We start from the raw sequence: 25107 nt of genomic DNA, 5'->3' as shown, positions 1-25107 counted from the left end.
AGAGTAAAGTATCGGCTAATCATCAACCTGCTATAAAAGCGGCTGGTAAATTTGCGGGACCGGATTTCTTTAAAGTATTTTCTTACCCACTTATTACTGGCAACAAAAACGAAGTATTATCTGGCAAAAAAACTGTTGCCATTTCAGAAAGCATGGCTATGAAACTGTTTCATAGCACAGATGTAGTTGGTAAAGAAATGGTTTGGAGCAACACTGAAATGCAAGCCGAAAACCATGCAATGGTCTCTGGCGTTTTTAAGGATTTTGGCACAAATTCCTCAGAACAAATTGATTTTTTAGTCTCTTATGATGTGTTGTTAGGCCCTGAAGGAAATTCTGGCTTCCGCAAATGGACAAATTATGGTCCAAGTACATTTGTGGTTCTTAAAAAAGATGTAGATCCCAAATTATTTAATACTAAAATCAAGAATTATTTAAAAACAAAAGGCGTAAAAGACTACACCTTGTTTATCAGGCCATTTGCGGATAGTTATCTGTACAATCAATTTGAAAATGGCAAAGTTGCTGGCGGAAGAATAGCCTATGTAAGGTTATTTTCACTCATTGCGGTCTTTATTCTAATCATTGCCTGTATCAATTTCATGAACCTTTCTACTGCAAAAGCATCCAGAAGATCAAAAGAAGTTGGGGTAAAAAAGGTGATGGGTGCACCAAGAGGATCATTAATTTTACAATACCTTTCAGAATCTATGCTGCTAACCATTATGGCAGTATTTGTTTCGCTGTTGGTAGTAGAACTAATGCTACCACAGTTTAATCAGATCACAGGAAAGCTTTTAACCTTACAATTCAACAGTACACTCATATTGTCAATTCTTGGCGTAACTATCTTTACGGGCTTGCTTTCTGGTAGTTATCCGGCATTATATCTTTCAGGCCTTAAACCTTCTGCCGCTCTAAAGGGAAAGCTTCAGCTTACGGCAACAGCATTGCTAACAAGGCAAGGACTTGTAGTTTTTCAATTTGCTTTTTCAGTGATCCTGATTGTGGCCGTTCTTATCATCTATAAACAGATTGAATATGTACAGAAATCGAATCCGGGCTATAAAAAAGATAATGTATTGTATTTTGAAACAAACGGCAAACTGAGAAACAATATAAATTTTGTGATCGATGAAGTAAAGAAAATAGATGGTGTTGTAAATGCATCAAGCATAGATCGGGAACTGCTTGGTGATTTAAGCTATACTCTTGGAGACTTTGGATGGGAAGGAAGAGATCCTAAACAAGTCGTTAAATTTCAACGTGCAGATGTCAACGCAGGCTTGATAGAAACCCTGGGGATAAAAATGGCCGCAGGGCGAAGTTTTTCTAAACAATTTGGCTCTGACACTTCTAAAGTGATCATTAATGAAGCTGGTATTAAAATAATGCGCTTAAAAGATCCTGTCGGTAAAATTTTTAAGCTATGGGGTAACGACATGCAGATCATTGGTATTGCAAAAGATTTCCATTTTGAATCTCTACATCGAAAAGTTGGCCCCATGTTTATCAGATATAAACCTACACACACCAACAGGGTAATGGTAAAGATAAAAGCAGGAAGTATAAAACCGGTAATAGGAGAACTTCAAAAATTCAATACCCAATACAATCCAGAGTATACTTTTGATTATAAATTCCTGGATCAGGATTTTCAAGCTCAGTATGTAGCAGAAACCCGGGTAGCTGTATTATCAAGATACTTTGCTATGTTGGCGATAGTAATTTCATGCTTAGGCTTATTTGGACTAGCTACCTTCACTGCCGAAAAACGATTTAAAGAAATTGGTATCAGAAAAATTTTAGGGGCTTCCGAGTTCAATGTAGTCTATATTCTGTCTAAAGATTTTACTAAACCTGTTCTTATTTCAATTCTAATTGCCTTACCTATCGGATATTTACTGGGTAAAAATTGGTTAGACTCGTTTGCATATCGAATCGATTTAAAACTTTGGTTCTTTATAGTCTCTGGTTTTTTAGCCTTTCTCATCTCTCTTGCAACTGTCTTTTTTCAGGCATTTAGAGCTGCAAAAATGAGCCCGATTGAAGCGATTAAAGCTGAATAATATTAAAGACATGTACCTTTTAGCATTAAAAATCGCGCTTCGAAACCTTTGGAAAAACAAGGGATTTTCTCTGATTAATATCGGAGGATTAGCTATTGGCCTAGCCTGCTGCTTAATGTTACTGCTCTACGTAAATTACGAATGGAGTTACGATAAGCAATTCAAAAATATCGATCGCATCTACTCTGTTTATGATAATGATATCATGAGCGACCGCATTATCACTAATCGTGCTTATTGTACTCCAAATCAGCTTGCTGCAACCATTATACAAACAATCCCTGGTGTAGAACAGGTAAGCAGAATGGCTGAAAGAGATGAAAGCCCATTTAAACATAAACACAACGCATTCAACAAAAACCTGATTTTCGCAGATCCATCCTTCTTAAAAATATTTGATTACAATTTTATTAAGGGAGACTCTTCAAGCGCCTTATCAACTCCTAATTCAGCTATAATAACTGAACAAACTGCTAAAATCTTATTTGGAGAGGAAGATCCTATTGGTAAAGTGATAAGATACGATAATCGTAGCGACTTAATGGTTAGGGCAGTAATTGCCAATCATCCTCAAAACCAAACCTATCGCTTCGATGTATTAATACCATGGACTTTTTTAGAAAATGAAAGTCCATGGTATAAAAAAATGGGTTGGACTGATGGTGCTTTAAATACCATAGTAATGCTTAAAGATGAACAACAATTTGCCTCGGCAGACCAACAGGTTAGAAAAATCTTTAGGCAGAACACAAATGACAGCTATATAGAATTCTTTCTTTTTCCTTTCAAAAAGACCCATCTATATGATCAGTTTGAGAATGGAGAACTTGCAGGTGGTCGCATAGATCAAATAAAATTATTTCTTTTGCTTGCAGTTTGTGTCCTATTTATTGCCTGCATCAACTACAYGNMYCTKYCKAYCNYWCGATCAGAAAAACGTGCAAAGGAAATTGGGATCCGAAAAACCCTTGGCTCCAGCAGGCAATCCATTGCCTGGCAGTTCATATTAGAGTCGCTCCTCTTATCTTTCATGGCGCTGCTTATCGCTTTTATTTTATTAGAAACTGTGCTTCCCTACTTTAACAATCTATTAGCAATTGATTTGACAATAGACTATGGTTCGTATAAAATATGGGCCATGCTTATTGGCTTAACATTCATTACCGGGTTGCTCGCAGGCAGCTATCCTGCTCTATATTTATCTTCATTTATACCTATTACGATATTAAAAGGCATTAAAGGGGCCGGCAAAACTTCGTTACCTATTCGTAAAATACTGGTAGTAATCCAATTCGGTTTTTCAATCTGCATGATCATTTGTGCTATAGTGGTACGAAATCAAATCAGCTATATGAACAACCGGCCTCTTGGTTTCAACAAGGACAACCTTATTCAGATTGGACGTCTGGGTGTTTTAAAAGACCCTGGAAAACTTCAGCTATTCAAATCAGAATTAATTAAATCGGGAGCTATAGTTTCTGCAACAGAGACTACAAACGGACTCACAAACAATTATGTAAGCACAGAAAAGATAAAATGGCCTGGCCAGCTAAAAAATGAACAGGTAGCCATGCAAATTAGATTTTCAGGTTACGATTTTACCAAAACAATTGATGCAAAGATATTGCAGGGAAGAGATTTCAGCAGCGAATTTGGCAATGATACAACCAAAGTAATTTTAAATGAAACTGCTGTAAAAACAATGAATCTTAAAGATCCGATTGGTGCAAAAATAAAAAATGACGATTGGAACGAAACATTTACAGTTATTGGTGTAATGAAAGATTACAACTATTCATCGCTTGGAACCAAAGTAAATCCGTTGCTTTTCTTTTATAGTGAGACCAATCCAGGCACAATCATCATGCGTTTAAATCCATCGCAAAGCATAACCACATCTATACAAAAAATTAAAGAACTAAGCCTAAACCTAAACCCGGATTATCCATTTAAAATAGACTTTGTGAGTGAAAGGATTGCTGATAAATTAAAAAACGAGAAATTGCTGAGTGTATTTTCCAATCTATTTGGTGGTTTTGCCATCTTTATATCCTGTCTAGGTTTGTTAGGTCTGGCGCTCTATATTGCTGAGCAAAGAAGCAAAGAAATCAGTATCCGAAAAGTAATTGGGGCTAATTTAAAGGACATACTTATCTTACTAAATAAAGATTTCATCAAACTTGTTATTCTATCAAACATGATAGCAATTCCTGCTGCGTATGTTATAACGACAAACTGGCTTCAAAAATATGATTACAAAATAGGCCTGAATACGTGGCCATTTATAATTGCATTTGTTTTATCAATATTTATTGCTGTATTAACAGTAAGCCTTCAAACTTTCAAAGTCGCCAGAGCAAATCCGGTTGATGCCCTAAAATACGACTAACATCCCGGACCGTATAAATCAAAGGAGACAAATTTGATGTATTATTTTCTTCGCAAGTGCAGTTTACTAATTAATAGTCTCATTACACATAGCTGATTTTACGAGTTACTTAATCCTAGAACAACCCAATATTACTTATATGTAATTTTGGGTTATATCTACAATTAATCCCTCTCTCGATGAAAAAAAGATATTTGCCAATATTTGGCATATTCAGTTTTACTGCTGTGGCAAACGCGCAACAAGTAGAACTTCAGCGATCCGTTATTGCCAGCACAGGAGGCTCGGCAGAGATCAATAATACCATTTTCCAATACACCATAGGCGACGTTCTGGTAACAGCCATAGAAAACTCTCCCCTATTGGTAACACAAGGCTTCCAGCAACCGGAAGTCAACGGTAGCATACCAGAACCCCAGGCTCCTCTTATTACAGGTTTTATTGTCTATCCAAACCCGGCCAACAGCCAAACCAAACTTGAATTTGATTTGGTAATGGACGATATGGTGAACATACAGCTCGTAAATAATGCAGGACAAACCGTGAGAAACATCTCATTAAAAATGCTGGCTGGCAAAGCAAACTATATTCTGCCTCTAGCTGGCTATCCTTCGGGCTTATATTATGTAGTTCTGAAAGCCAGCAGAAGAACCTATTCAGAGAAACTGGTAATACAATAAATTTATGAAAACAAACATTTACCTTGCTACAGGCCTTTTGGCTTGTCTGGTATGTTGGTGCCAGAACAGTTTTGCGCAACAAGACAATAGGGTAGTTCAAAGTGGAGCTGCTTTCTTATTACTAAGTGCCGATGCCAGAAATTCAGGAGTAGCTGAGGCAGGCACAGGATTAGATGTTGATGCTAATTCGTTATACATCAATCCGGCGAAGATTACCTTCGGCGAAAAAATGAGCTTTAGTGCTTCCTACACGCCATGGATGAAACAACTCAGCAAAGATTCTCATCTGGGATACTTTACCGCATTCAGGCAATTAAACGATAGAGAGGCGCTTGGATTGTCTGTTAAATACCTCGATTTAGGATCAATTGCCTTTAGAGATGAAACGGGGAGCCTTATTGAGCAATACAAGGCTAGTGAATTTAGTATAGATGCTAGCTATGCACGCAAATTTGGTGAAACTTTTGGAATGGCCTTAACAGCCCGGTATTTTAGAAGTGATATTGGTAAAGGAACTTACAACAATTTAGAGCTCACTCCAACAGATGCTTTTGCTGCCGATGTATCTATTTACTCGATTCGGGAACTCCAAAATGGCCGTTATTCAAGAAGTTTTAGCTGGGGTGTAAATTTAAGCAATATTGGTACTAAGCTTAAATATTCTGATAGTCAGACCAGCTTTTTGCCGATGAACCTAAGGTTGGGCGCTGGTTATAATTTCTATGCAGCCCCAGAAAGTAGACTTACCATTTTGCTCGACATAAATAAATTAATGGTGCCTACTCCGCCAAGGTACAGAAAGGATGCTGATGGCAATTTTACTACTGAGATAGAAAAAGGTAAAGACCCTAACAGAAGTGTTACAAGTGCTTTATTTACTTCATTATTCGATGCACCCGGGGGATTTAAAGAAGAACTATCAGAGTTCACCATTGCTGGTGGGTTAGAGTTTTCTTACTACAATCGTTTTTTTATAAGAACGGGTTATTTCTATGAAGATCCTGAGAAGGGCAACAGGCAACATCTTGCAGCTGGCATAGGCCTTAATGTTAATCCCTTAAGAATAGATATAAGCTATATATTCCCTACAGAGGATCGCTATGTGCTAAGAAATTCTATGCGATTTACACTGTGTTTTACGCCTGGAGCCTCCAAACTACCAGGAAATTAATCAATGTCTTGAAACCTTAAAAAGTGATCAACAAACCAATAAAATAGAACGCATTTAAAATCATAAACTATGAGAAGTACATTTTTTACGCTAGTATTTATTCTTTTTGCAGGACTGCAATGGGCCAGCGCTCAGGATGGTTTTAAAGGGATAAATTACCAGGCAGTTGCCAGGAACACCAATGGTACAGTCCTGTCAAATCAGGCGGTAAAGGTTAAAATTTCCATCCTTGGAGGTTCTGCAAACGGCCCGGTGCAGTATATGGAAGAACATTCTGCAAATACGAATCAATTAGGATTGTTTACTTTACAAATAGGTAAAGGAACACCTGGAACGGGAACATTTACTGCTATACCGTGGCAAAATGCTAACCAATTTGCTAAAGTTGAACTGGCTGTGGGAGGTGGTTCATATAATACGCTAGGGAGTACACAGTTAATGAGTGTTCCTTATGCACTATATGCGGCATCAGGCAATCCCGGTCCAGCTGGACCACAAGGTATACAAGGAGTTGCCGGAGTTAAGGGTGACAAAGGAGATATCGGTTCTGTAGGCCCAGCAGGTACAACAGGACCCGCTGGGCCGGCAGGCGCAGTTGGACCAGTAGGAGTTACCGGGGCGATAGGACCTGCAGGACCAGCCGGGCCACAAGGTCTAAAAGGTGATAAGGGCGATCAAGGTGTAGCCGGACTTGCAGGAGCAATGGGTAATCCTGGCGCTGTTGGGCCTATTGGACCAGCCGGGCCACAGGGTTTAAAAGGTGATAAGGGCGACCAAGGTGTAGCCGGACTTGCAGGAGCAATGGGTAATCCTGGCGCTGTTGGGCCAATTGGACCAGCCGGGCCACAAGGTCTACAAGGAATTCCTGGCGAAATAAACGGTCTTCCTGCCGGTGGCGATTTATCTGGCACCTACCCTAACCCTGTTGTAGCTGCACTACAAACCAAACCAATTGATCCGGTAGCACCAGTATTAAACGATGTATTGAAGTTCAACGGTGTATCTTGGGCTCCTGGAGCGATTGGTGGGGGCGGTTTCGTGTTACCATTTAATGCAACCGAAAATAACGCGGCTACTTTGTTTGCAATTAATAACACCGGAGACGGAACTTCTATAGAGGGAACTAGTGCAAGTACAACAAGCAGTATAGCTGCTGTACGTGGAATTATTACCTCTACCACTCCGGGAGGTTTTTCAGCTGCTGTACGAGGCATTAACAATGGTACGGGTGGTTTGGGCATTGGTCTGTGGGGTTCTCATGCAGGATCTGGCTGGGGGGTATATGGTGTAACACCCAGCGGCCTAGGTGTATATGGAAATGCGTCAGGTAATGGAACAGGTGTTTTTGGAAACAGTAATACGGGTATAGGGATAAACGGGGCAAGTCAAAATGGTATCGCAGGCAATTTTTCGATTACTAATAATGCAAATACCAATAGTGCACTCACGACAAGTACTGTTGGTGATGGAGCCGCGATAGATGGTACCAGCTCAAGCGCTGCCGCTAGTATTGTTGGCGTACGCGGTACAATTACCTCAACAACTCCTGGAGGTTTCTCCAGTGCTGTTCGGGGCATAAACAATGGAACTGGGGGATTAGGTATTGGAGTATGGGGTTCGCAAGCCGGTAGCGGTTGGGGTGTGTACGGAGTAACACCTAGTGGCCTTGGTGTATATGGAAATGCGTCAGGTAATGGAACAGGTGTATATGCCAATAGCAATGCAGGAACAGGACTTACTGCAACAAGTAATAATGGTATCCCTGCAAACATTGCAATTTTTAATAATGCGAACAACAACAATGCATTAAATGTTTCAACCCTCGGTAATGGAACGGCAATTAGTGTTACTGGTTCCGGTACTGGTGCTGGTGTACTTAGCACCACCGGTTCAGGATTTGCAGTTCAGGGAATTTCTTCACAACAAGTATCCGCAGGAATAATAGGTGATAATACAGGTGCCGGAGAAGCTGTTGTAGGCCGTACAACCAGTGATATAGCTGGTGCGGTAGTCGGCCGTAATGATGGAGGCGGTTATGGTGTTAGAGGATTCATAGCAACAAATACAACAGGTACTGGTGTTGGTGTTTTTGGACAGGTTGGATTAAACAACAGTACTGGAAGAGGCGGAAGATTTGAAAATGTTAATCAATCAAATACTGCCGGAAATACTTTAGAAGTCGAAACCAATAGTAACGGAAATATCCCTGATAATACACAAGGTAATGCAGCATCCTTTCTGGTAAATAATACAAATAGTGTATCGGCAGCTGTAAGAGGCGAAGTGAAAACCATTTTTGGTAACTTTGGAGCCGCAGGGCTTTTTGGAATATCATCTGGAACGGGTGGTTTTGCAGGTTTATTTCATGCTTCAAACCCAGCTGGCAATGGTGCGGCTTTAGTTGCATTAGCTGATGGAAATGGTAATGCAATCACTGCCAATGCAGAGAAATTAGGCAATGGTGTAGAAACCAACATAAATGGCTCTGGTGATGCGTTATATGCGTGGGTTCCAACATTTGCAACAGGCAGAGCCGGCAGATTCAATATCTTTAATGATGGTAATACAAATGATGTAATAACTGTTACCACTGTAGGAAATGGTATTGCAGGTAACTTTAAAGTAGATCGTACGACCGGCACCTCACCTGCTGTTAAAGGCGAAGTAAACTCTCAATTCTCTAACTTTGGCACTGCCGGGATATATGGTATTTCTTCAGGTACAGGAGGTTTCGCAGGGCTATTCCACGCATCCAATCCTGCAGGAAATGGCCCTGCATTAATAGCGATTGCTGATGGCAATGGCAATGGTGTTACAGCCAATGCTACGAATAGTGGTGATGGAGTGGAAACTACTGCAGACGGCACAGGAAATGCACTTTTTGCATGGACTCCTAATTTTAGCAACGGAAAAGCTGCACGTCTTGTTAATTTCAATGATGCCAATACAAACCCCGTTCTAACTGTAGAAACACATAGTAATGGTTCAATCGCCCTTTTTAAAAGTGGCAATCCGGGAACAGTAAATGTAGCGCGTATTAATGCTGCCGGCAGAGGATTTTTTAATGGTGGTACACAAACGGGCGGTGCTGATATTGCTGAATCATTTGAAACTATAGGTTTAACTTCAAATTATGAACCGGGCGACATCCTGATCATTTCAACGACTAAAGACAGAGCAGTTGAAAAATCCAGTACACCTTACTCAAGTCTGGTAGCAGGTGTGTATGCTACAAAACCTGGAGTATTACTAACCGAGGAACATATAGACAGCGATTTAAAAGGCCAGGTTCCGATGGGTGTGATAGGCGTATTACCCACAAAAGTATGTTTAGAGGGAGGTGTGATTTCAAGAGGTGACCTTCTGGTTACCTCTTCTATGGCTGGCGTTGCAATGAAAGCAGATCCGGATAAAGTCAAAATAGGACAAGTATTAGGTAAGGCCTTACAGCCTTACAATAATCAATCAGTTGGAAAAATTAACGTATTAGTTAGTGTAAAATAGTTTAACATTAAAGACATGAAAATAATCTACAAAATTAGTTTTGCAGCATTTACCATCATTATCTGTCTGCTACTTTCCTCAATTGCAAAAGCACAGAGTGATTACAAAACAGGCGAAAGCATCGGAAAGCAATTAAAACAAAACTCAGTACCTGGTTTAAAATATGGCGCTCAATCAGTTCAAAAACAAGAGAGCAGGACCGCTGTTGACGACAAGCAATCTAAAGGGAATATCAGGGATGCTATATTTAAAGGGGGGGTACCTGTTAATAACGCACAAACCTCAAGAATAAATACTACTGCTGCGAAACTCAAAGCTTCCTCACTATCTAGCGATTCTAAAGCATCAGAGAAAACAGAAATAAAAACGGAAGCGAAAACAGAGAAGGCAAACACAATTCCAACACAAGGGAATGCTAAAGAATCTGCTACAGATAGTCGTAAGCCATTAATTCCAAAGGCTCCGCCTATGCAGGGCGAGGAAAAGAAAATATAATAAATCCAAAGGTTAGATAATACCCGGTTAGCAGATTTTGCGGCCGGGTTTTTATATTTTTTTCCCTGAACTATTATTTTATTTTTAACTTCATCCAAAATTTAATATCATGGAACAACATCAGTCAGCAGAAGGTCTTCAAATAACAATTGTATTGGTTACTTTAGCAGTAATAATTATGGTTACAGCATTTTATTTAACTTTTCGCAAAAAGAAAAACACACATCATTCAGGGCACTAATGCTCAATTAAAACATACAGGGGATTAAGGTTGGCAAGGAATTAAATTAAAGCATTTAGCTGACGGTTCTTCATCTTTAAACCCATCCCCTTTTTAACAAACACATCAAATCCTCGTTGTTGTTTAATTGCTTTGACTCCTTCGTATCCTGAAGCCGTACTTCTGATCTTATTAAGCAGATAAGTATCATCTTTTAAAAGATCACTACGTACAAGTTCGTTGCGTTGTAATCCTGCTTTAATTAGCTCAGTAAGCTTCCTGTTCGCATAAATATGTAAGGGTAAATTAAATACATCCTCAATTAGCTTCTTATATAAATTATTAATCCACTCTGCTTTTTCAGCATGCTCGATAACAATTATTCCATCTTCAACACTAAGATGTTTAATAAAATCTTTAACTTCCCTTCTTGAGACAAGGCCGGCGTGATAAGAATCTCTTAAAGTATAATCAAGTCGATCTGCACAAAGTCTTGGTGCCGCTTGCTCCAGAATGTCAAAAGTACCATTAATAATCTCGTCTATATGGTATCCATGCCACGATAGAATTTCAGGAATATCTGACGAATGCAATACCTCTTCAAAAACTTGTTCATGATAGTTTTCCTCAGTATTATCAAATACGTAATCTCCAACATGTGAAAATGCAGTATGAGAAATATCATGTAGCAACCCGGCAACTTGCTCAAGTTCAGAGCCACCAAGATGTCTTATCAACAGCATTACACCTATTGAATGCTCAAGCCTTGTGTGGCAAATATTTGGGTTAACCAAAAAAATAGCTCCACTTTGGTGGATCCGGCCAAGTCTTTTAACCCAAGAGGAGTTAATTAAATCGTCAAATATTCCTGGAACCTCAACTTTGTCAAAAAAGATATCATTTATTAGTACCATAATACATTTTATTAATGCACAATAATACTAATAATTTTAGTTTTAATAAAATAAAATGACAACTATTTTAGTCTTCCCGTTTTTGTAAAGCTATCCATTAACTCCATAGATAATATTGCCTGTTCGGCTGAACATGGATTATCCCCTTTGCCCAAAAAATAGGATGTTACACGCTCAATCATTGGTTGTTGAACATGCTGCAATGCCTCAAAAATAAATTCTTCTTCGTAGCCATCCTTTTTAAGGGTAATCTTATTTCCAAACACCGGAAAACTTATTTTACCAGTTGAACCTATTATTTCACAAACATCTTTCTTGTCAGCTTCTGATACGGTAAAACACCAGGTTCCATTAAATACCACTCCATTCTCAAATAAAATTTGTCCGGCAACAAGATCGTCAGCAGGATACTCTTTTGATTGGTTTATTGAAATACCCGATGACCTACTTACTTTACCAAAGTAATAAATCATTAAATCTAATTGATGGGGTGCGAGATCGTGGAAAAGGCCTCCTCCAGAAATAGATGGGTCAAGTCGCCAGTTAGTTTCAGTAGTGGCAATTAAATTATGTGCCGGAGATTGAAGCATCTGCAATTGAACAAACCTGACATCACCAATCACATCATCCAGCAATAGTTGCCTTACCTTTAAAAACATTGGCTGTTCTCTGCGATAATGTGCTACACATAATTTAACATTAAAATTATTTGCAGCATTTTTCATTCTCAAAGCCGATTCTGTATTTAAAGTCATCGGTTTTTCTACATAAACAGGCTTTCCTGCAGCCAAAGATAGCAATGTATATTCCTCATGCTGTAAAGGTGGAGTTGCTATATAAATAGCATTTACTTCAGGATCATTAATTAATTTTTCTGCATTATCATACCATCTAGGTACATTGTGCCTTGATGCATAATCTTGAGCTTTCGCTGCATCTCTTCGCATTACGGCCACAAGAGATGAATCAGGAACCTTATTAAAAGCAGGACCACTTTTCACTTCAGTTACATTTCCGCAACCTATAATGCCCCATTTAATTTCTTTCATAATTTATTGCCTCAGTATAACAGTTGGTTTCTGCGGCAATATAAGAATTATCCTATTTTACTTTCCAAAACTTCAATGTGCTTCCCTATTTCATCAACAAGCTCCTGGCTAATATGATCTGTTGTTTTCCATTGCACAGAATTGCTTCCCTTAATGCAATATATGTGCCCTGTCCTTTCGCCATTAACGTATACAATATAGTCCCCTTCTTTTGGTATTTCTACTCTTATAGCACTTGGATCGCCTTTAATTTCGAGGGTAAATTCATATGGATTTAAGTCTTTTTGCATATTAATGTCTTTATTTTGTTTAAAAACATATAAACAACGTTATTGTTTCCTCATTAAAATACTTTTGTAAAGGAATGCCTAAATTTAAACTGTGATCAGAAAAATAATCCATATTGATATGGATGCATTTTATGCATCAGTTGAACAGCGTGATTTTCCTGAGTTAAAAGGAAAACCAATTGCTGTTGGCGGCTCACCTGATGGACGCGGAGTTGTGGCTACGGCAAGTTACGAGGCACGCAAATTTGGAGTTAAATCAGCAATGCCTTCACGACAAGCACTTCAGCTTTGTCCCGAGATCATATTTGTAAGACCAAGATTTGATGCTTACAAAGCTGTTTCAACTCATATCAGAGAGATTTTTAGTCGATATACTGATCTTATCGAACCATTATCGCTAGACGAGGCATACCTTGATGTAACCGAAGATAAGTTAAATATAGGTTCAGCATTAGAAATAGCTAAACAAATTAAACAAGCTATTAAAGACGAGCTTAACTTAACTGCTTCTGCAGGGGTGTCATCTGGTAAATTTGTTGCAAAAATAGCATCTGATATGAATAAACCAGATGGATTGACATTTATTGGTCCCTCAAAAATTGAAAGCTTTATGGAAAAACTTCCTGTTGAGCGTTTTTTTGGCGTTGGTAAAGTCACCGCAAAAAAAATGAAAAGTATGCAGTTGCATACAGGAGCAGATCTTAAAAAGCTCTCTGAACAGGATCTTACTAAGTATTTTGGTAAGGTAGGTAAATTCTATTATGCAATTGTAAGAGGCATTGATAAGCGCGCCGTTCAGTCAGAAAGACAAACAAAATCTCTTGCTGTTGAGGACACTTTTGAGCACGACTTAATCACAATTGAAGAAATGCACACTGAACTAGGCAAACTAGCAGATAAACTTGCAATTCGTTTAAACAAGAATCAGCTTAAGGGAAGAACCATTACACTTAAACTAAAATATAGTGATTTTAAACAGCTTACCAGAAATCAATCTTATCCTAATCCAGTTTCCGATTATCAGATCATAATAGATACCGCAAAACTGCTTCTTGAAAATATTGATTTAGTAGATAAAAAGGTAAGATTACTTGGCATATCTCTTTCTAATTTCAATGAAATTCCAATTTCTTCGCGATCAGGCGACCCATACCAACTTCAGCTATTTGACTAAGCTAACTCAACTACCTATCAAGTCATTAAGTCCTTTTTATACATTTTGTAAACAAAAAACTTCATGATTTGTTAACTTATTATATAATTAAAAAATCGAGCTATGAAAAAATTAACTTTAACTCTTATTTTATGTGTCACTGTGTTATTTGGAGCAACTGCTCAGATACAGAAGGGCAATGTAATGATTGGTGCCAATCTATCAAACATTTCTTTCGGATTGGATAAACCAAATGTATTTAGTTTAAAAATAAACCCAAAAGCCGCGTGGTTTGTTCAGGATGGTTTAGCACTTGGTGGGGACGTTTCTTTTGGCCTTGCTACAGCTAAAGGTGCAGGTACTGACATTAGTTATGGCATTGGCGCTCTCGGACGCTATTATGGTGCTACCGGAGCTAATGAGGTTGTTAACAACTCCAGATTCTTTGGTGAAGCTACTGTTGGTGTCTCAGGCGTAAATCCCTCTGTTGGTGGTTCAACAAATGGCTTAGGATTTAGCTTTGGCCCTGGTTGGACCTATTTTGTAACACCTAGTATTGGTTTAGAAGCGTTGCTTAAGTACAATGGAGTTGTAGGCTTCGGAAGTAGTGCTTATGCACACAATCTGGGTCTTGCAGTAGGCTTCCAGATTTATCTGCCAGGAAAAGGTACTGCACGTAAAGTACAGAGAGATATGCAGTAATCACTACTTTTAATCCTTAAAAAAGGAGCAACCTTAATTTGGTTGCTCCTTTTTTTGTTTCTGAACTCAGCAAACTGTGGAGTTTCTCTACAACTTTAAAACCCAACAAAACACATAACAAACTGTAAATCAAATACATGCCAAAAACATACTATTTAGGCATCATTATGTAGCATAGTCTAAACATAACTAACAAGAATTTTTAACTGAAATTTTAAAATAAGTATTATGAAAAAGATCATCTTATCAGCAGCATTTTTAGCATTAGCAGGATTAACTACAGTAAAAGCAAGTGACATTAAAAACCCAGTTAGAGTTGCTGTTCAACAAGATAGCGTTACAAAAGCTCCGGTTGAATTAAAAGACCTTCCTGAGCCAGTTCAAAAAACATTACAATCTGAACCGGTTAAAGCTTGGACTCCAACAGCTGCATTCCTTGTAACTAATCCAGATAAATCTACATATTATCAAGTTGATGTTAAAAAAGAAACAGAAACTGGTTCTTTGAAAATTGACAAAGACGGAAAAATTATCCAATAATATAAAAGAACCAAAAATCCCTAAAGTTTAATTAACACCCACAAAGCCAGAGCAATCTGGCTTTGTGGTAAAATTGAATTTTACATTACCTACCCCCTACATCTATCCTACTGATCTTACATTTTTAAAAGGGACATTATTTTCAAAACAACATCCCTTTTAAAAATGTTTTCATTGTACATCAAATCCAAAGGCTATGAATAATCAACATGGAAATAAGGAGCAAGCCCCTAAAGAAATCGGTTCCAATCTAACTGGTACAGCTGTACATGCGAAACCGGGACATCAAAGAGATATTCCTATTGATAGGTATATTGAGGACCTTGATGATAAAGGTATAACTGCATCAGAAAGACATGAAAATTCATTGGAAAAGTACAAGACTAAAGATGAAAACAAAGAGAATCAGAATAAGGGATCAGAAAATTGACTTTGAATAACAAAAACGTGCTTGATTAATAAACAAGCACGTTTTTTTTATTTTAAAATTGTAGAACTGCGTATTTTCACAGTTGATATCAGGTCATTTCTCAGTTAATTTTGATTTGAATTAAAAAGTGATAAATAAAATTTAACACCATGTATCTCAAAAAAACAAAAAAGTCATCTTTAACACGTTACACCATTAGTGTATTAAAAGTTCTAGCATTTATTTTATTTGTATTCTGTTTTTACCAGGCCTGTAAAATAACCACTCCTTAAAGCTTTTAATTTAAGGCCTAACGTGCAACTTTTATAAAATCCCAGGGCATTTTAGAAGTAGATTTTTTTTGCTCCTCTACAAGGAACTTAGCAATCTGGTTTAATAAATGCTCATTTTCGCTTACAGTTTTATCTCCCAGAGCGACTAATTTTTCAATATTTGCCGGACTGGCAGCATCTAACCCCTCTTTAATACTTTCCAAACTACCGGGTTCTATTCTTACATAGTTCTTTTCTTTGCCTACAGAATGAAAAAGCTGTTGTAAAAAAAAGTCGCTCGTTTCTGCAACACCACTCATCATAATATCTATTAAAGCTGGCACAATAGCCATTGCGCTGCTCTTTTTAAAATGATTATAATCATAAGATCTTTTAGAGCGCCCTGTTCCTAAAGAAAGTAAGTAAATATCATTGATTCTGGTTTGATTAAATGCCTTTGTAACTTCTATTAAGCCACTTAACGCAGGATTAGTGGCAAACACCCCGCCATCNANAGCWAAGNATNCSKMASAKYRKCNTRWAGRGNWRKAKTKYAGNYCWCGSTRAAATAAGTTGGTGCTGCCGAAGTTGCCCTACAAACATCCTTTAAATAAAAATCCCTAACATCGCCACGCACTATGGCGYKCTNCTKCCKAWMWWAGNNCKWWWWANCKCAKTTCWATRYTNNAKARRMASWTMYARTGSAWNNCTTWATMWGSWGSMTRRRWTTTATTTTTTCAAAATATTTCTTCAAAACCCCCTCAAAGATTTGACTGTTATAGCGTTCTCCCGCCAAACCAAATTTTGCTCGTAAGCGCTTAAAGAAACTCATTTTAAAAATCTCATTTCCATGCTCCAGATAAAGATCCAGTGCTTCTTTAGCAGAGAATCTTGGTCGGGTTGGATGCTCATCGGAGGGGCAAAGTAGCAGACAGGTTAAAATACCACCGGTACTTGTTCCTGCAAAAAAGTCAAAGTAATCAACAATAGCGGCATCTGGGTTTTTACTTTCTTTCTTTAATTTTCCCTCGAGTGCCACTAAAAGCATCCCGGGAATAATCCCTCTTATCCCGCCACCATCTATAGAAAGGATTTTCTTCATAATACATGTGGGTTACCGTAAATATACTTACTTATATTTTATTGCAAAACTTACCTGCGTATTTACACAGTTGTATAAAAAATATCACATGCTTATGTTTGTAATAACGATTTGGTTGACAAATCTACTAATCGTGTCGGCCTCTTTAGTACTTTGTTACCGGCACATAAGATTTAAAATGTAATTAAGATAAAGATATCAATTACGTCTCTCAGCGTCAATTACAAAATCACCTCCTATGAAAAAAACAAAAGCCGGATACTACTCCGGCTTTTGTTTTTTAAAATTAAAGTTCCTGCGAAAGACCGGCATGCCATTGAGACGGTGTACAACCATAAAAACGCTTAAATTCTTTAATAAAGTGATTTTGATCAAAAAAATCGAATTTATAGACCAATTCCTGCCAGTTAACAGTGTTATTCTCTGTAATAAAACTATTGATATTATTGAACCGTACAATTCTGCTAAAAGCTTTTGCACTAAATCCTACTTTTTCTCTAAACTGAACACCCAAATTAGTTTCAGACATACCTACTTGTCGGCTAAGTTCGGCAATGCGAACAAGCCCCCTGCTTTTCTGTATTTGCTCGCAAGCGTACGCTACACCATTTACGTTAATTTTTTCGGCACTAATTAACCGCTTAAGCAACCAGTTTTCTAATCTGGCAACAACAGCAGTCGGCATCTTTGCTACCTCCTTCAATTGTTCAGTTAAATTTTTAATTTCAGGAAAAAGAAGCTGCACATCTGTAGCTTCATTTGAGAAATAACGCTGCGGAATACCAAATAGTTTAAAAGCACCGTAGGGTTTAAAAATCACCATTATGAGTTCTTTTGGATAAACATCGAAACTTCGGCTATGGTCAAGCAATCCCAAAAAACAAAGCGGATACTGATAAACCCTATCCTCTCCCACCTCATGAAAAATATGCTGCTCATCAATCACAAAGGACATTTGTGTACTGGTAACCGGATAAATATTTAATGGCGAACCTGTACCACAGGAAAAATTCATATCTAAATACAAATAACCATCAATATACGGCTGCAGTGCCGGATGAGCAATAAGAAACTGATTATTTAAACTCATAATTTATCATCCATTGAATACCATATTTATCATTGAACATTCCAAAGAAAGAACCCCAAAATGACCTTTCAAGTGGCATTGTAATTACTCCGCCCGCCGACAAGCCGTTAAACAACCTAATCGTCTCTTCTTCAGTGTCTGCACTAATAGAAATATACGAATTATTACCAAGAGTTAATGTTTGTCCTAAAGAACTCAAAATATCGGTAGCCATAAGAATGCTTGCTTTACCAATTGGCAACGAAATGTGCATAATTTTTTCTTGATCCTCAATCGACATCGTCTCACATTCCGGAACTTCTTTAAATCGGGTCAATGCCAAAAATTCACCTCCAAATACCGATTTATAGAAGTTAAATGCCTCTTCGGCATCTCCGTCAAAGTTTAAATATGAATTTAAAATTGCCATCTCCAAGCATTTGGGCAATGTATGTTAAAAGGATTTTGCTATAAATAAGGTTTCATAATTTTTACGGTGATACCAGGCAAGAAATAAAACCCCAATTAATAAAAATAAGCCAGCTCCAATTCCCGAAGGATCAAGAGATCCATGAAACAATACAATATTTATAACAATTGGAAATATTACAACATTAGCCAGCGTTACAAAACGCCCCGTTATAAAAGCAATTCCACAAACAAGTTCGGTTATCTTAATTAAATTCATTAGGTAACCAGTTGCATTTACACCTAACATAAATGTTTTCACATCTCCCTGAAGCTCAGGCTGTGGAACAAGATTAAAAAAATAAGATATTGAGGCAAATAAAAGCAATAACCCTATTAAAGTACGGATAACAATAACTGCGATTTTCATGGTTCTTTAGTTTATAGTTTGATTTATAGAATATAAATTTACTCAAATTTTAATATTTTCTCTAGTCGTATTTAATTGCCTCATAGCCTAATAACCTGCGCCACAATGCGATCTGTCCAATGCAATTTGCTTCACGATAAATAATGAATGCGATCAAGTCATAAGAACTCATTTTTTCAGAACCCATATCAATCTGTTCATTAAGTTTTGCATCAGTAACATTCATTAGCGCATCTCTTAATAGTGGACTTATCTTATCCCAATCTTCATTAAATTCACTTAATGGTGGGTAAGTAGCATTTTCAATTATTCCCTGATGATTTTCAAATAAATTGTGTGCGGCCTGATTACCCGGAATTCCCAGCATATTTGCCAATTCATAACGCTGCTCCACAAGACTTCCGGCAAGCCACGAAACATGATTAGCTTTGGTATTCAACCTGTTATGCGCATCCCTGGTGGTAATTCCTGAAATAGCTTTTGAATAAAAACTGGTATGCATATCAAATAATACAAGAAGCGCATACATCCTTTCATTAGTTGTTTTGATTTCCATGGTATTTATATTTTAATTTTTAATGTTAATTTAGTGTAATCAGAATATAAATTCTGACTTTTACTGAGTATGTTTAACACTACGAACTTACTGCTATAATCTAACTATTAGAGAGGCAGTGTACGACAATATTAGGGGGTAATTGAGACATACTTTTTTACGATTAGAAATAAACAAAACTTAGATTAAATAATGCATTCTAGACAATTCTCCTGGCAAATTGCATGGGAATATCCACCATTTAGGCTCAAACTTATACTAGGAACAATTATACTTATCGGAATATTATTGTTTATTCCACAGTTTTTTCACCATATAGAATCAAGAGAAGGTACAGTATTAAATGATTGGTTATTGAAAAAAATACCAGCAGTTGATGTTTCACTATATATATTTATTATACTTTATGCACTAATTATCCTCTTCCTGGTGCGGATGTCTAGAAATACTTCTATTTGCCTAACAGCATTATGGACATTCATATTCTTATGCATTGCCCGCATTCTATCTATTACATTGGTGCCGCTTAACGCTCCTACCGGCATTATTGAACTGGCAGATCCCTGTTCTATTCTTTTTTACAGATCAAATGTAATCACTAAAGACCTTTTCTTTTCAGGCCATACTGCTACTTTAATTATAGGCGGGTTGTGTATGCAAAGCAAAAGAGATAAGCTCATATCTTTTACTGCTGCGGTAATTGTCGGAGTGCTTCTGCTTGTTCAGCATGTACATTATACTGCTGATGTTATAGCTGCACCATTCTTTAGCTGGATCTGCTGGTATCTTGGAAAAACTGTAGCTAAAACCTATTGAAAGGCCTGCTTACCCAATTGTTCGTCACCCAGATATAACCAAATTGCCCCTTTCGCATATTTTGAGAATGCTTTACCTATATCTTCAAGGGTCACTTTATTGATGTTATCCAGCATATCTTCTTCCATCTTATACCCTCCCAGAACTTCAGCTTCTCCAAGATCATCAACGATAGAACTAGAACTTTCCTGATGCCTGTAATACCTCAAACGATGATCTTTTTTAATTCCATCAAGAAACGATTGACTGTAGCGGCCACTTCTAATACTATTATAAACAGCTATCATTGCCTGAAATGATTTTTTAGGCTGTGTTGTACTTACATACATAGATGTGTAAGGCATCTGTTGCATTTTAATAGTAGCTCCAGGTGCGTAAGAAAGACCTTGCTTTACACGTAGCTCATAATGTAAATTTCCGCTTAAAGCATTTATGGCAAGCATAAAAGGGGCATAATCAGGGCTGCTCATAACCGGAGCATTCATTACACCACTTATGTAATTTGTTGCCAGATCTCGCTGTTCTGTCGACAAATGTTCTCCCTCAATCATTTTTTGGTTGTATACCGGTGGTGTATAAGGTTTAGCAGCAATCCCTTTAAAGGACTCATTTATCTTTTTTTCAAGCGCTTCTTTAGTTATTTTACCGGCAACAACTAAAAACATTTTACTTCTATTCATAAGCTGATTATGGTAATAATTAGAAACACTGTCAGCTGTAAATCCATTAACAGTTAAATCTTTACCCTTAGGCTCTGTACTGTATTGACTGCCATTAAATATGGCCTGCATCGACATCTGTTCAATCCGTGACTCTGGAGATGCATGAAGCTGATAAATACCAGAAATGATTTTTTCTTTGATAGACTGGAATTCAGTTTTATCAAAAATCGGATTCGCTACAGCATCTGAGAACAACTTCCAACCCTGTTCAAAATACTTGGAAATACAGTCCATACTAATCGTTCCATAATCAGTTTCAGAAGAACCTCCTATATTTATTCCATATTCATCTGCCAGTTCTTTATAATCATCAACACTATAATTCTTTGTACCACAGGATGCAGCCGCCGCCAAAGCAAGGTTCTCTATTCCGGCCTGCTCAGGTTTGTAGTTCATCACCCCTCCTCTAAAATACATACTCATGCTAATGGTTTCTTTTTGAGTAGGTCTTAAAATTACTTTCAAGCCATTCACATCAAACGACACGACTTTGGTTTGGGATTTAACCGAAAAAAGGAATAAAATAAAAATGAAGGTTAATATATATGGTTTCATCAGTTAAAATATTTTATTTGAAGAATTCTTGAGGTTTTACAGCGTTAACACTGCTTTTATTGATAATCATTCCGGCACAAAAGGGTTTACCTTTAATGTATTTCCTAACGTAATTAAGTAAATCGGCTCGGGTTATCTTATTCAGGTTTTCCTCATAATGAGTATAATAATCAACCGATGCAGATGCCCACCAGAAAGAAAGCAAATGAGCATAATCTGAGGTTACTTCTCTGCGTTCAACCTGAGATATTGAAAGCAATCTTTTTGCACGTTCTATCTGAACCTCCGAAAGATAATCCTCTTCATCCCACAAAGCAATCTGTTTTAGCGCCTCCTCATAACATTCTTTAATCTTCGCAGGATTTGGACTTACCATAAAACTAATAGGACCCGTGTATTTCTGAGTGTAATAATTTACACTTGCTTCTTGTGCTAATCCTGAATTAATTAAGGCTTTCTTCAACTTTGATCCATTTTGGTTTACAATAAATGAGAACACATCTGCAGCATAAGTTCCGGGAATATCATTGCGCGTGTCTGGTCCATGCCAGCTAAAAAGCATATAAGGAACAGGCATCTTGGTTGATTCTATGATGTAATAATCATTTTTGATAAGTGGTTTAAATTCAGGAATGGGCCATTTTTTAAATGGATCAAAGGGCGATGCTTTCCAGCTTCCGAATACGTCTTCAGCACTGCTAAAAGCTTCGTCTACCTTTACATCGCCTGCAATTACCAATACAGAATTATTAGGCCAGTAGTACTTATTCTTTATAGAATCCATTTTCGATGGGGTAGCCGATAAAATCACATCATGATTTCCAATCACGTTCTTTCTCGAATAATTATCTCCCCACATATGTTTCTTGTCGGCATCAATCAATGGGTAAAGCGGGCTCGACTCTTGTCTGGTAAACTCAGCATTTACAATTTCATTTTCCATCGCCATGTCTTCCTTAATAAATATAGGATAGCGAATGGCAGAATTCATGAATTTTAGACCCGGTTTTAAGTTTGCCGAAGGAAGGGTAAAATAATAATTTACAACCTCTTCTCTTGTGTTGGCATTTGAAGTAATTTCCAATTCATTACTCCTCTTATTAAAACTCTCAAAATTTGGATAATCTTTATTCGCTTTGAAGAACAGGTGTTCATAAAGATGGCTTAATCCGTTGTAGTCATCAGACTCTGTAAATGAGCCATTTCTACAAGCCATTTCAATTGTTGCAAGGGGAACAGTATTGTCTATAACCACCAATATTTCAAGCCCGTTTGACAGCTTCTTGAAATACATATTTTCCGCTATCTTCTGTTGCGAAAAAACAGAAATACAGCTCACTACGAGGACTACCGTAAGCAAAAGTTTAGAGCGCATATAGTTCAAATTGATATACCTAATTATCTATACAAATACGTGTAAATCTTTTAATTTAACAAATAATTTTATGCCTTTTTGTCAATCTGATTTTTTCTTATATTGTAATTAATCAGTTAACCAAATTAATCCCTAAGTATGAACAATTTTAAACTTCAATTTCCCCTAATTGTTGCGGGAATCCTTGCGTTCACTTCGTGTAAAAAGCAGGAACAAGAAAGATTACAATCTAAGGCGACACAGGAAACATCGGTAGCCCCCTCGCTCATGCTAACTTACACCATGAGCAATTGGATGGGTTCCCTGCCAGATGCAACCAATGTAGCACAATTGTCCATTCCCGGAACACATGATTCTGGAGCAAGAACTGAACCTGTTGGTGGCACTGCCAAGTGTCAGAATCTAAGCATTGCTGATCAGTTAACGGCCGGCGTTAGGTATCTTGATATCAGATGCAGGCACATTGGCGATGCCTTTGCTATCCATCACGGCTCAATCTATCAGAACCTAAACTTTAATGATGTGCTAAATGCCTGTATCGGCTTCCTGAATAGTAATCCAACTGAAACCATTATCATGAGTGTAAAGGAAGAGTATGATCCTAGCAATAATACTAGAAGTTTTGAGCAGACTTTTGATTCTTATGTTAACCAAAATCCTTCAAAATGGGATTTAGGAGATGGTGTTCCTACTTTGGGAGCTGTTCGTGGTAAAATAAAGTTATTAAGAAGATTTGGAGCTGGCAGCACAAAGGGTATAGATGCAACCAACTGGGCAGACAATACTACTTTTAGCATTAATAATTCAGCAGCGAATCTTAAGATACAAGACCATTATAATGTAAGCGATGTAAATACAAAATGGTCGAATATTGAAACGCTTTTAAATGAGGCTCATAACGATACTTCAAACAGGTTATATCTTAATTATAGCAGTGGTTATAAAGCACTTATATTTGGTATTCCAAGTATAACTACCGTATCTAACTCAGTAAATCCTAAAATCAATACCTTCTTTACAAATAATATGCGTGGAAAGTATGGCATTATTCCAATGGATTTTGTTGATGCAACCAGAAGTCAGTTAATAGTTAATACTAATTTTTAATGGAAGAGTCGTCATCCTGAATTTATTTCAGCACCCCGTTTATGCAGGTTTTGAATAACACTTGCGGGACTCTGAAATAAATTCAGGATGACGACCCTACCTTTTTAAAATATCTTAAACCCTACTGAAAGGTTAAATATCCCAGTTTTTTCATCAAGACCTTTATTAATCTTTGTCAACCCTCTGCTGTATCTGGCATCAATAGTCAAGCTACCAATATCTACACCGGCATTAACTACACCACCGGCAGTAAACTTCTTATAATCAAACTCGCTTGGGCCTGTAGCTTTGTTTAAAGAGTAACTTAAATCCGGTCCGCCAGAAATTCTAAAGTTCAGCGCTTCCGTATTAATGATTTTATAACCTACCATTAAAGGAATATTAACCTGCTTAAATTTAGGACTATAAACTTTTGAATTGTAAGTATACTCACTTTTAAATGCAGTGTAATTTACTTCCGGTTGAAAATACAGTGCATCCCCAACTCTCGCAAAAACACCAATATTATAACCTGCTTTACCTTCCTTTTCTTTTACTTCTTTGAAACTTGTTGGAAGCGTTGCATAATTGATACCTGCTTTCAACCCAAAATTAACTCCTGATTGCTGTGCTTTTACCGAACCAATGCTTGCCATGATTATTGCAATCATTAAATAGAACTTGTTTGTTTTCATACTTTCTGTGTTAGAATAATTGTTTAATTATTTGTGATTTGAAAGTATGACAACAGAAGTAACGTTTACCCCCACGAGCCTCAAAAATATTTTTAAAGAAAATCTTCCCGATGAGGTGTAAACGCATCAATCAGCGTTCCTGCCTCCAAACAAACACAACCATGAATTACATGCGGTGGCACATAATAACCATCTCCTTTTCTTATTATACGCACTTCCTCACCAATGGTCATCTTAAAAGCACCACTATCTACATAAGTTACCTGAGTATGATGATGCTCATGCAGATCGCCTACAGCACCCACTTCAAATTTTGCTTTTACAAGCATAATCCGGTCATCATATCCAAAAACTTGTCTCTTAATTCCATTACCCAAATCCTCCCATGGGGTTTCGTCTTCTATCTGAAATAGGTTACTTTGTATCATAATTTATC

General features: G+C 37.4%; 24 protein-coding genes and 1 pseudogene. 12 read left to right on the top strand and 13 right to left on the bottom strand.

All coding sequences use genetic code 11. The features are described 5' to 3' along the window. The 6 genes from N824_RS11500 to N824_RS11475 form a co-directional block, all read left to right on the top strand. The coding region (locus N824_RS11500; protein ID WP_048905324.1) for an ABC transporter permease at window positions 1-2069 on the top strand (2069 nt) is incomplete at its 5' end. A gap of 10 nt (window positions 2070-2079) precedes the next feature. Beyond that, on the top strand, window positions 2080-4458 hold the full coding sequence (locus N824_RS11495; RefSeq protein WP_255327442.1) for an ABC transporter permease: 2379 nt from the start codon (window positions 2080-2082) through the stop codon (window positions 4456-4458). A 179-nt stretch (window positions 4459-4637) separates the two neighbouring features. Next, entirely contained in the window at window positions 4638-5138 is a 501-nt protein-coding gene (locus tag N824_RS11490) for a T9SS type A sorting domain-containing protein (protein ID WP_048905302.1), read from the top strand. Between the two features lie 4 nt (window positions 5139-5142). After that, window positions 5143-6309, top strand: a complete 1167-nt coding sequence (gene porV, locus N824_RS11485; protein WP_048905301.1) for a type IX secretion system outer membrane channel protein PorV — start codon at window positions 5143-5145, stop codon at window positions 6307-6309. A 69-nt stretch (window positions 6310-6378) separates the two neighbouring features. Continuing rightward, window positions 6379-9813, top strand: coding sequence for a collagen-like protein (locus N824_RS28985; protein WP_084498281.1), 3435 nt, complete (start codon window positions 6379-6381; stop codon window positions 9811-9813). Between the two features lie 15 nt (window positions 9814-9828). Continuing rightward, window positions 9829-10308: a hypothetical protein gene (locus tag N824_RS11475; RefSeq protein WP_048905300.1), complete on the top strand. Its 480-nt coding sequence runs from the start codon at window positions 9829-9831 to the stop codon at window positions 10306-10308. 282 nt (window positions 10309-10590) lie between these two features. On the opposite strand, the gene N824_RS11470 is transcribed toward N824_RS11475, so the two are convergent. From N824_RS11470 to N824_RS11460, 3 genes are all read right to left on the bottom strand, one after another. Beyond that, the gene (locus N824_RS11470) at window positions 10591-11442 is read right to left on the bottom strand and encodes an HD domain-containing protein (RefSeq protein WP_048905299.1); all 852 of its coding nucleotides are present in this window, start codon (window positions 11440-11442) and stop codon (window positions 10591-10593) included. A gap of 62 nt (window positions 11443-11504) precedes the next feature. Continuing rightward, window positions 11505-12491 (bottom strand): Gfo/Idh/MocA family protein, encoded by a 987-nt coding sequence (locus tag N824_RS11465; RefSeq protein WP_048905298.1) that lies wholly within the window; start codon window positions 12489-12491, stop codon window positions 11505-11507. A gap of 47 nt (window positions 12492-12538) precedes the next feature. Beyond that, window positions 12539-12781, bottom strand: a complete 243-nt coding sequence (locus tag N824_RS11460; protein ID WP_048905297.1) for a hypothetical protein — start codon at window positions 12779-12781, stop codon at window positions 12539-12541. Between the two features lie 118 nt (window positions 12782-12899). Here N824_RS11460 and dinB point away from each other — a divergent pair, with 118 nt between their 5' ends. The 4 genes from dinB to N824_RS11440 all read left to right on the top strand — a co-directional run bounded on the left by dinB (window position 12900) and on the right by N824_RS11440 (window position 15606). After that, window positions 12900-13955 carry a DNA polymerase IV gene (gene dinB / locus N824_RS11455; protein WP_048905296.1) on the top strand — a complete coding sequence of 352 codons (1056 nt, stop codon included), beginning with the start codon at window positions 12900-12902 and terminating at the stop codon, window positions 13953-13955. 102 nt (window positions 13956-14057) lie between these two features. Next, the gene (locus tag N824_RS11450; RefSeq protein ID WP_048905295.1) at window positions 14058-14636 is read left to right on the top strand and encodes a hypothetical protein; all 579 of its coding nucleotides are present in this window, start codon (window positions 14058-14060) and stop codon (window positions 14634-14636) included. A gap of 228 nt (window positions 14637-14864) precedes the next feature. Then, entirely contained in the window at window positions 14865-15176 is a 312-nt protein-coding gene (locus tag N824_RS11445; RefSeq protein ID WP_048905294.1) for a hypothetical protein, read from the top strand. A 196-nt stretch (window positions 15177-15372) separates the two neighbouring features. Next, the gene (locus N824_RS11440) at window positions 15373-15606 is read left to right on the top strand and encodes a hypothetical protein (protein ID WP_048905293.1); all 234 of its coding nucleotides are present in this window, start codon (window positions 15373-15375) and stop codon (window positions 15604-15606) included. A 289-nt stretch (window positions 15607-15895) separates the two neighbouring features. Here N824_RS11440 and N824_RS34150 read toward each other — a convergent pair whose 3' ends face one another. The 6 genes and pseudogenes from N824_RS34150 to N824_RS11415 form a co-directional block, all read right to left on the bottom strand. Further along, window positions 15896-16360 carry a hypothetical protein gene (locus N824_RS34150; RefSeq protein ID WP_235207083.1) on the bottom strand — a complete coding sequence of 155 codons (465 nt, stop codon included), beginning with the start codon at window positions 16358-16360 and terminating at the stop codon, window positions 15896-15898. Beyond that, a pseudogene (locus N824_RS34145) lies at window positions 16336-16905 on the bottom strand (patatin-like phospholipase family protein). Before N824_RS34145 ends, N824_RS34150 begins: the two are co-directional and overlap by 25 nt. A gap of 340 nt (window positions 16906-17245) precedes the next feature. Continuing rightward, window positions 17246-18049, bottom strand: a complete 804-nt coding sequence (locus N824_RS11430) for an AraC family transcriptional regulator (protein ID WP_048905292.1) — start codon at window positions 18047-18049, stop codon at window positions 17246-17248. Then, the gene (locus N824_RS11425; protein WP_048905291.1) at window positions 18036-18458 is read right to left on the bottom strand and encodes a VOC family protein; all 423 of its coding nucleotides are present in this window, start codon (window positions 18456-18458) and stop codon (window positions 18036-18038) included. The genes N824_RS11430 and N824_RS11425 overlap by 14 nt, the downstream gene beginning before the upstream one ends. A gap of 24 nt (window positions 18459-18482) precedes the next feature. After that, window positions 18483-18866: a DoxX family membrane protein gene (locus tag N824_RS11420; protein WP_048905290.1), complete on the bottom strand. Its 384-nt coding sequence runs from the start codon at window positions 18864-18866 to the stop codon at window positions 18483-18485. A 61-nt stretch (window positions 18867-18927) separates the two neighbouring features. Further along, window positions 18928-19422: a hypothetical protein gene (locus N824_RS11415; protein WP_048905289.1), complete on the bottom strand. Its 495-nt coding sequence runs from the start codon at window positions 19420-19422 to the stop codon at window positions 18928-18930. A 192-nt stretch (window positions 19423-19614) separates the two neighbouring features. Between N824_RS11415 and N824_RS11410 the strand changes: the two genes are divergently transcribed. Then, window positions 19615-20238: a phosphatase PAP2-related protein gene (locus tag N824_RS11410; RefSeq protein WP_048905288.1), complete on the top strand. Its 624-nt coding sequence runs from the start codon at window positions 19615-19617 to the stop codon at window positions 20236-20238. On the opposite strand, the gene N824_RS11405 is transcribed toward N824_RS11410, so the two are convergent. Then, complete coding sequence (locus N824_RS11405; RefSeq protein WP_048905287.1) at window positions 20232-21515, bottom strand: pitrilysin family protein; 1284 nt, start codon at window positions 21513-21515, stop codon at window positions 20232-20234. The genes N824_RS11410 and N824_RS11405 overlap by 7 nt on opposite strands. 13 nt (window positions 21516-21528) lie before the next feature. After that, window positions 21529-22890, bottom strand: a complete 1362-nt coding sequence (locus N824_RS11400; protein ID WP_048905286.1) for a pitrilysin family protein — start codon at window positions 22888-22890, stop codon at window positions 21529-21531. A 138-nt stretch (window positions 22891-23028) separates the two neighbouring features. On the opposite strand from N824_RS11400, the gene N824_RS11395 reads away from it, so the two are divergent. Then, the gene (locus N824_RS11395; protein WP_048905285.1) at window positions 23029-23997 is read left to right on the top strand and encodes a phosphatidylinositol-specific phospholipase C; all 969 of its coding nucleotides are present in this window, start codon (window positions 23029-23031) and stop codon (window positions 23995-23997) included. 104 nt (window positions 23998-24101) lie between these two features. Here N824_RS11395 and N824_RS11390 read toward each other — a convergent pair whose 3' ends face one another. Further along, window positions 24102-24671, bottom strand: a complete 570-nt coding sequence (locus N824_RS11390; RefSeq protein WP_048905284.1) for a porin family protein — start codon at window positions 24669-24671, stop codon at window positions 24102-24104. Window positions 24672-24763: 92 nt separating this feature from the next. Beyond that, window positions 24764-25099: a cupin domain-containing protein gene (locus N824_RS11385; RefSeq protein WP_048905283.1), complete on the bottom strand. Its 336-nt coding sequence runs from the start codon at window positions 25097-25099 to the stop codon at window positions 24764-24766. Between the last annotated feature and the right edge of the window lie 8 nt (window positions 25100-25107).

It is taken from the genome of Pedobacter sp. V48 (assembly GCF_000523515.1).
GTDB lineage: Bacteria > Bacteroidota > Bacteroidia > Sphingobacteriales > Sphingobacteriaceae > Pedobacter.
Note: the sequence above shows the minus strand (reverse complement) of the source record. Positions and strands in the feature narration are given on the sequence as shown.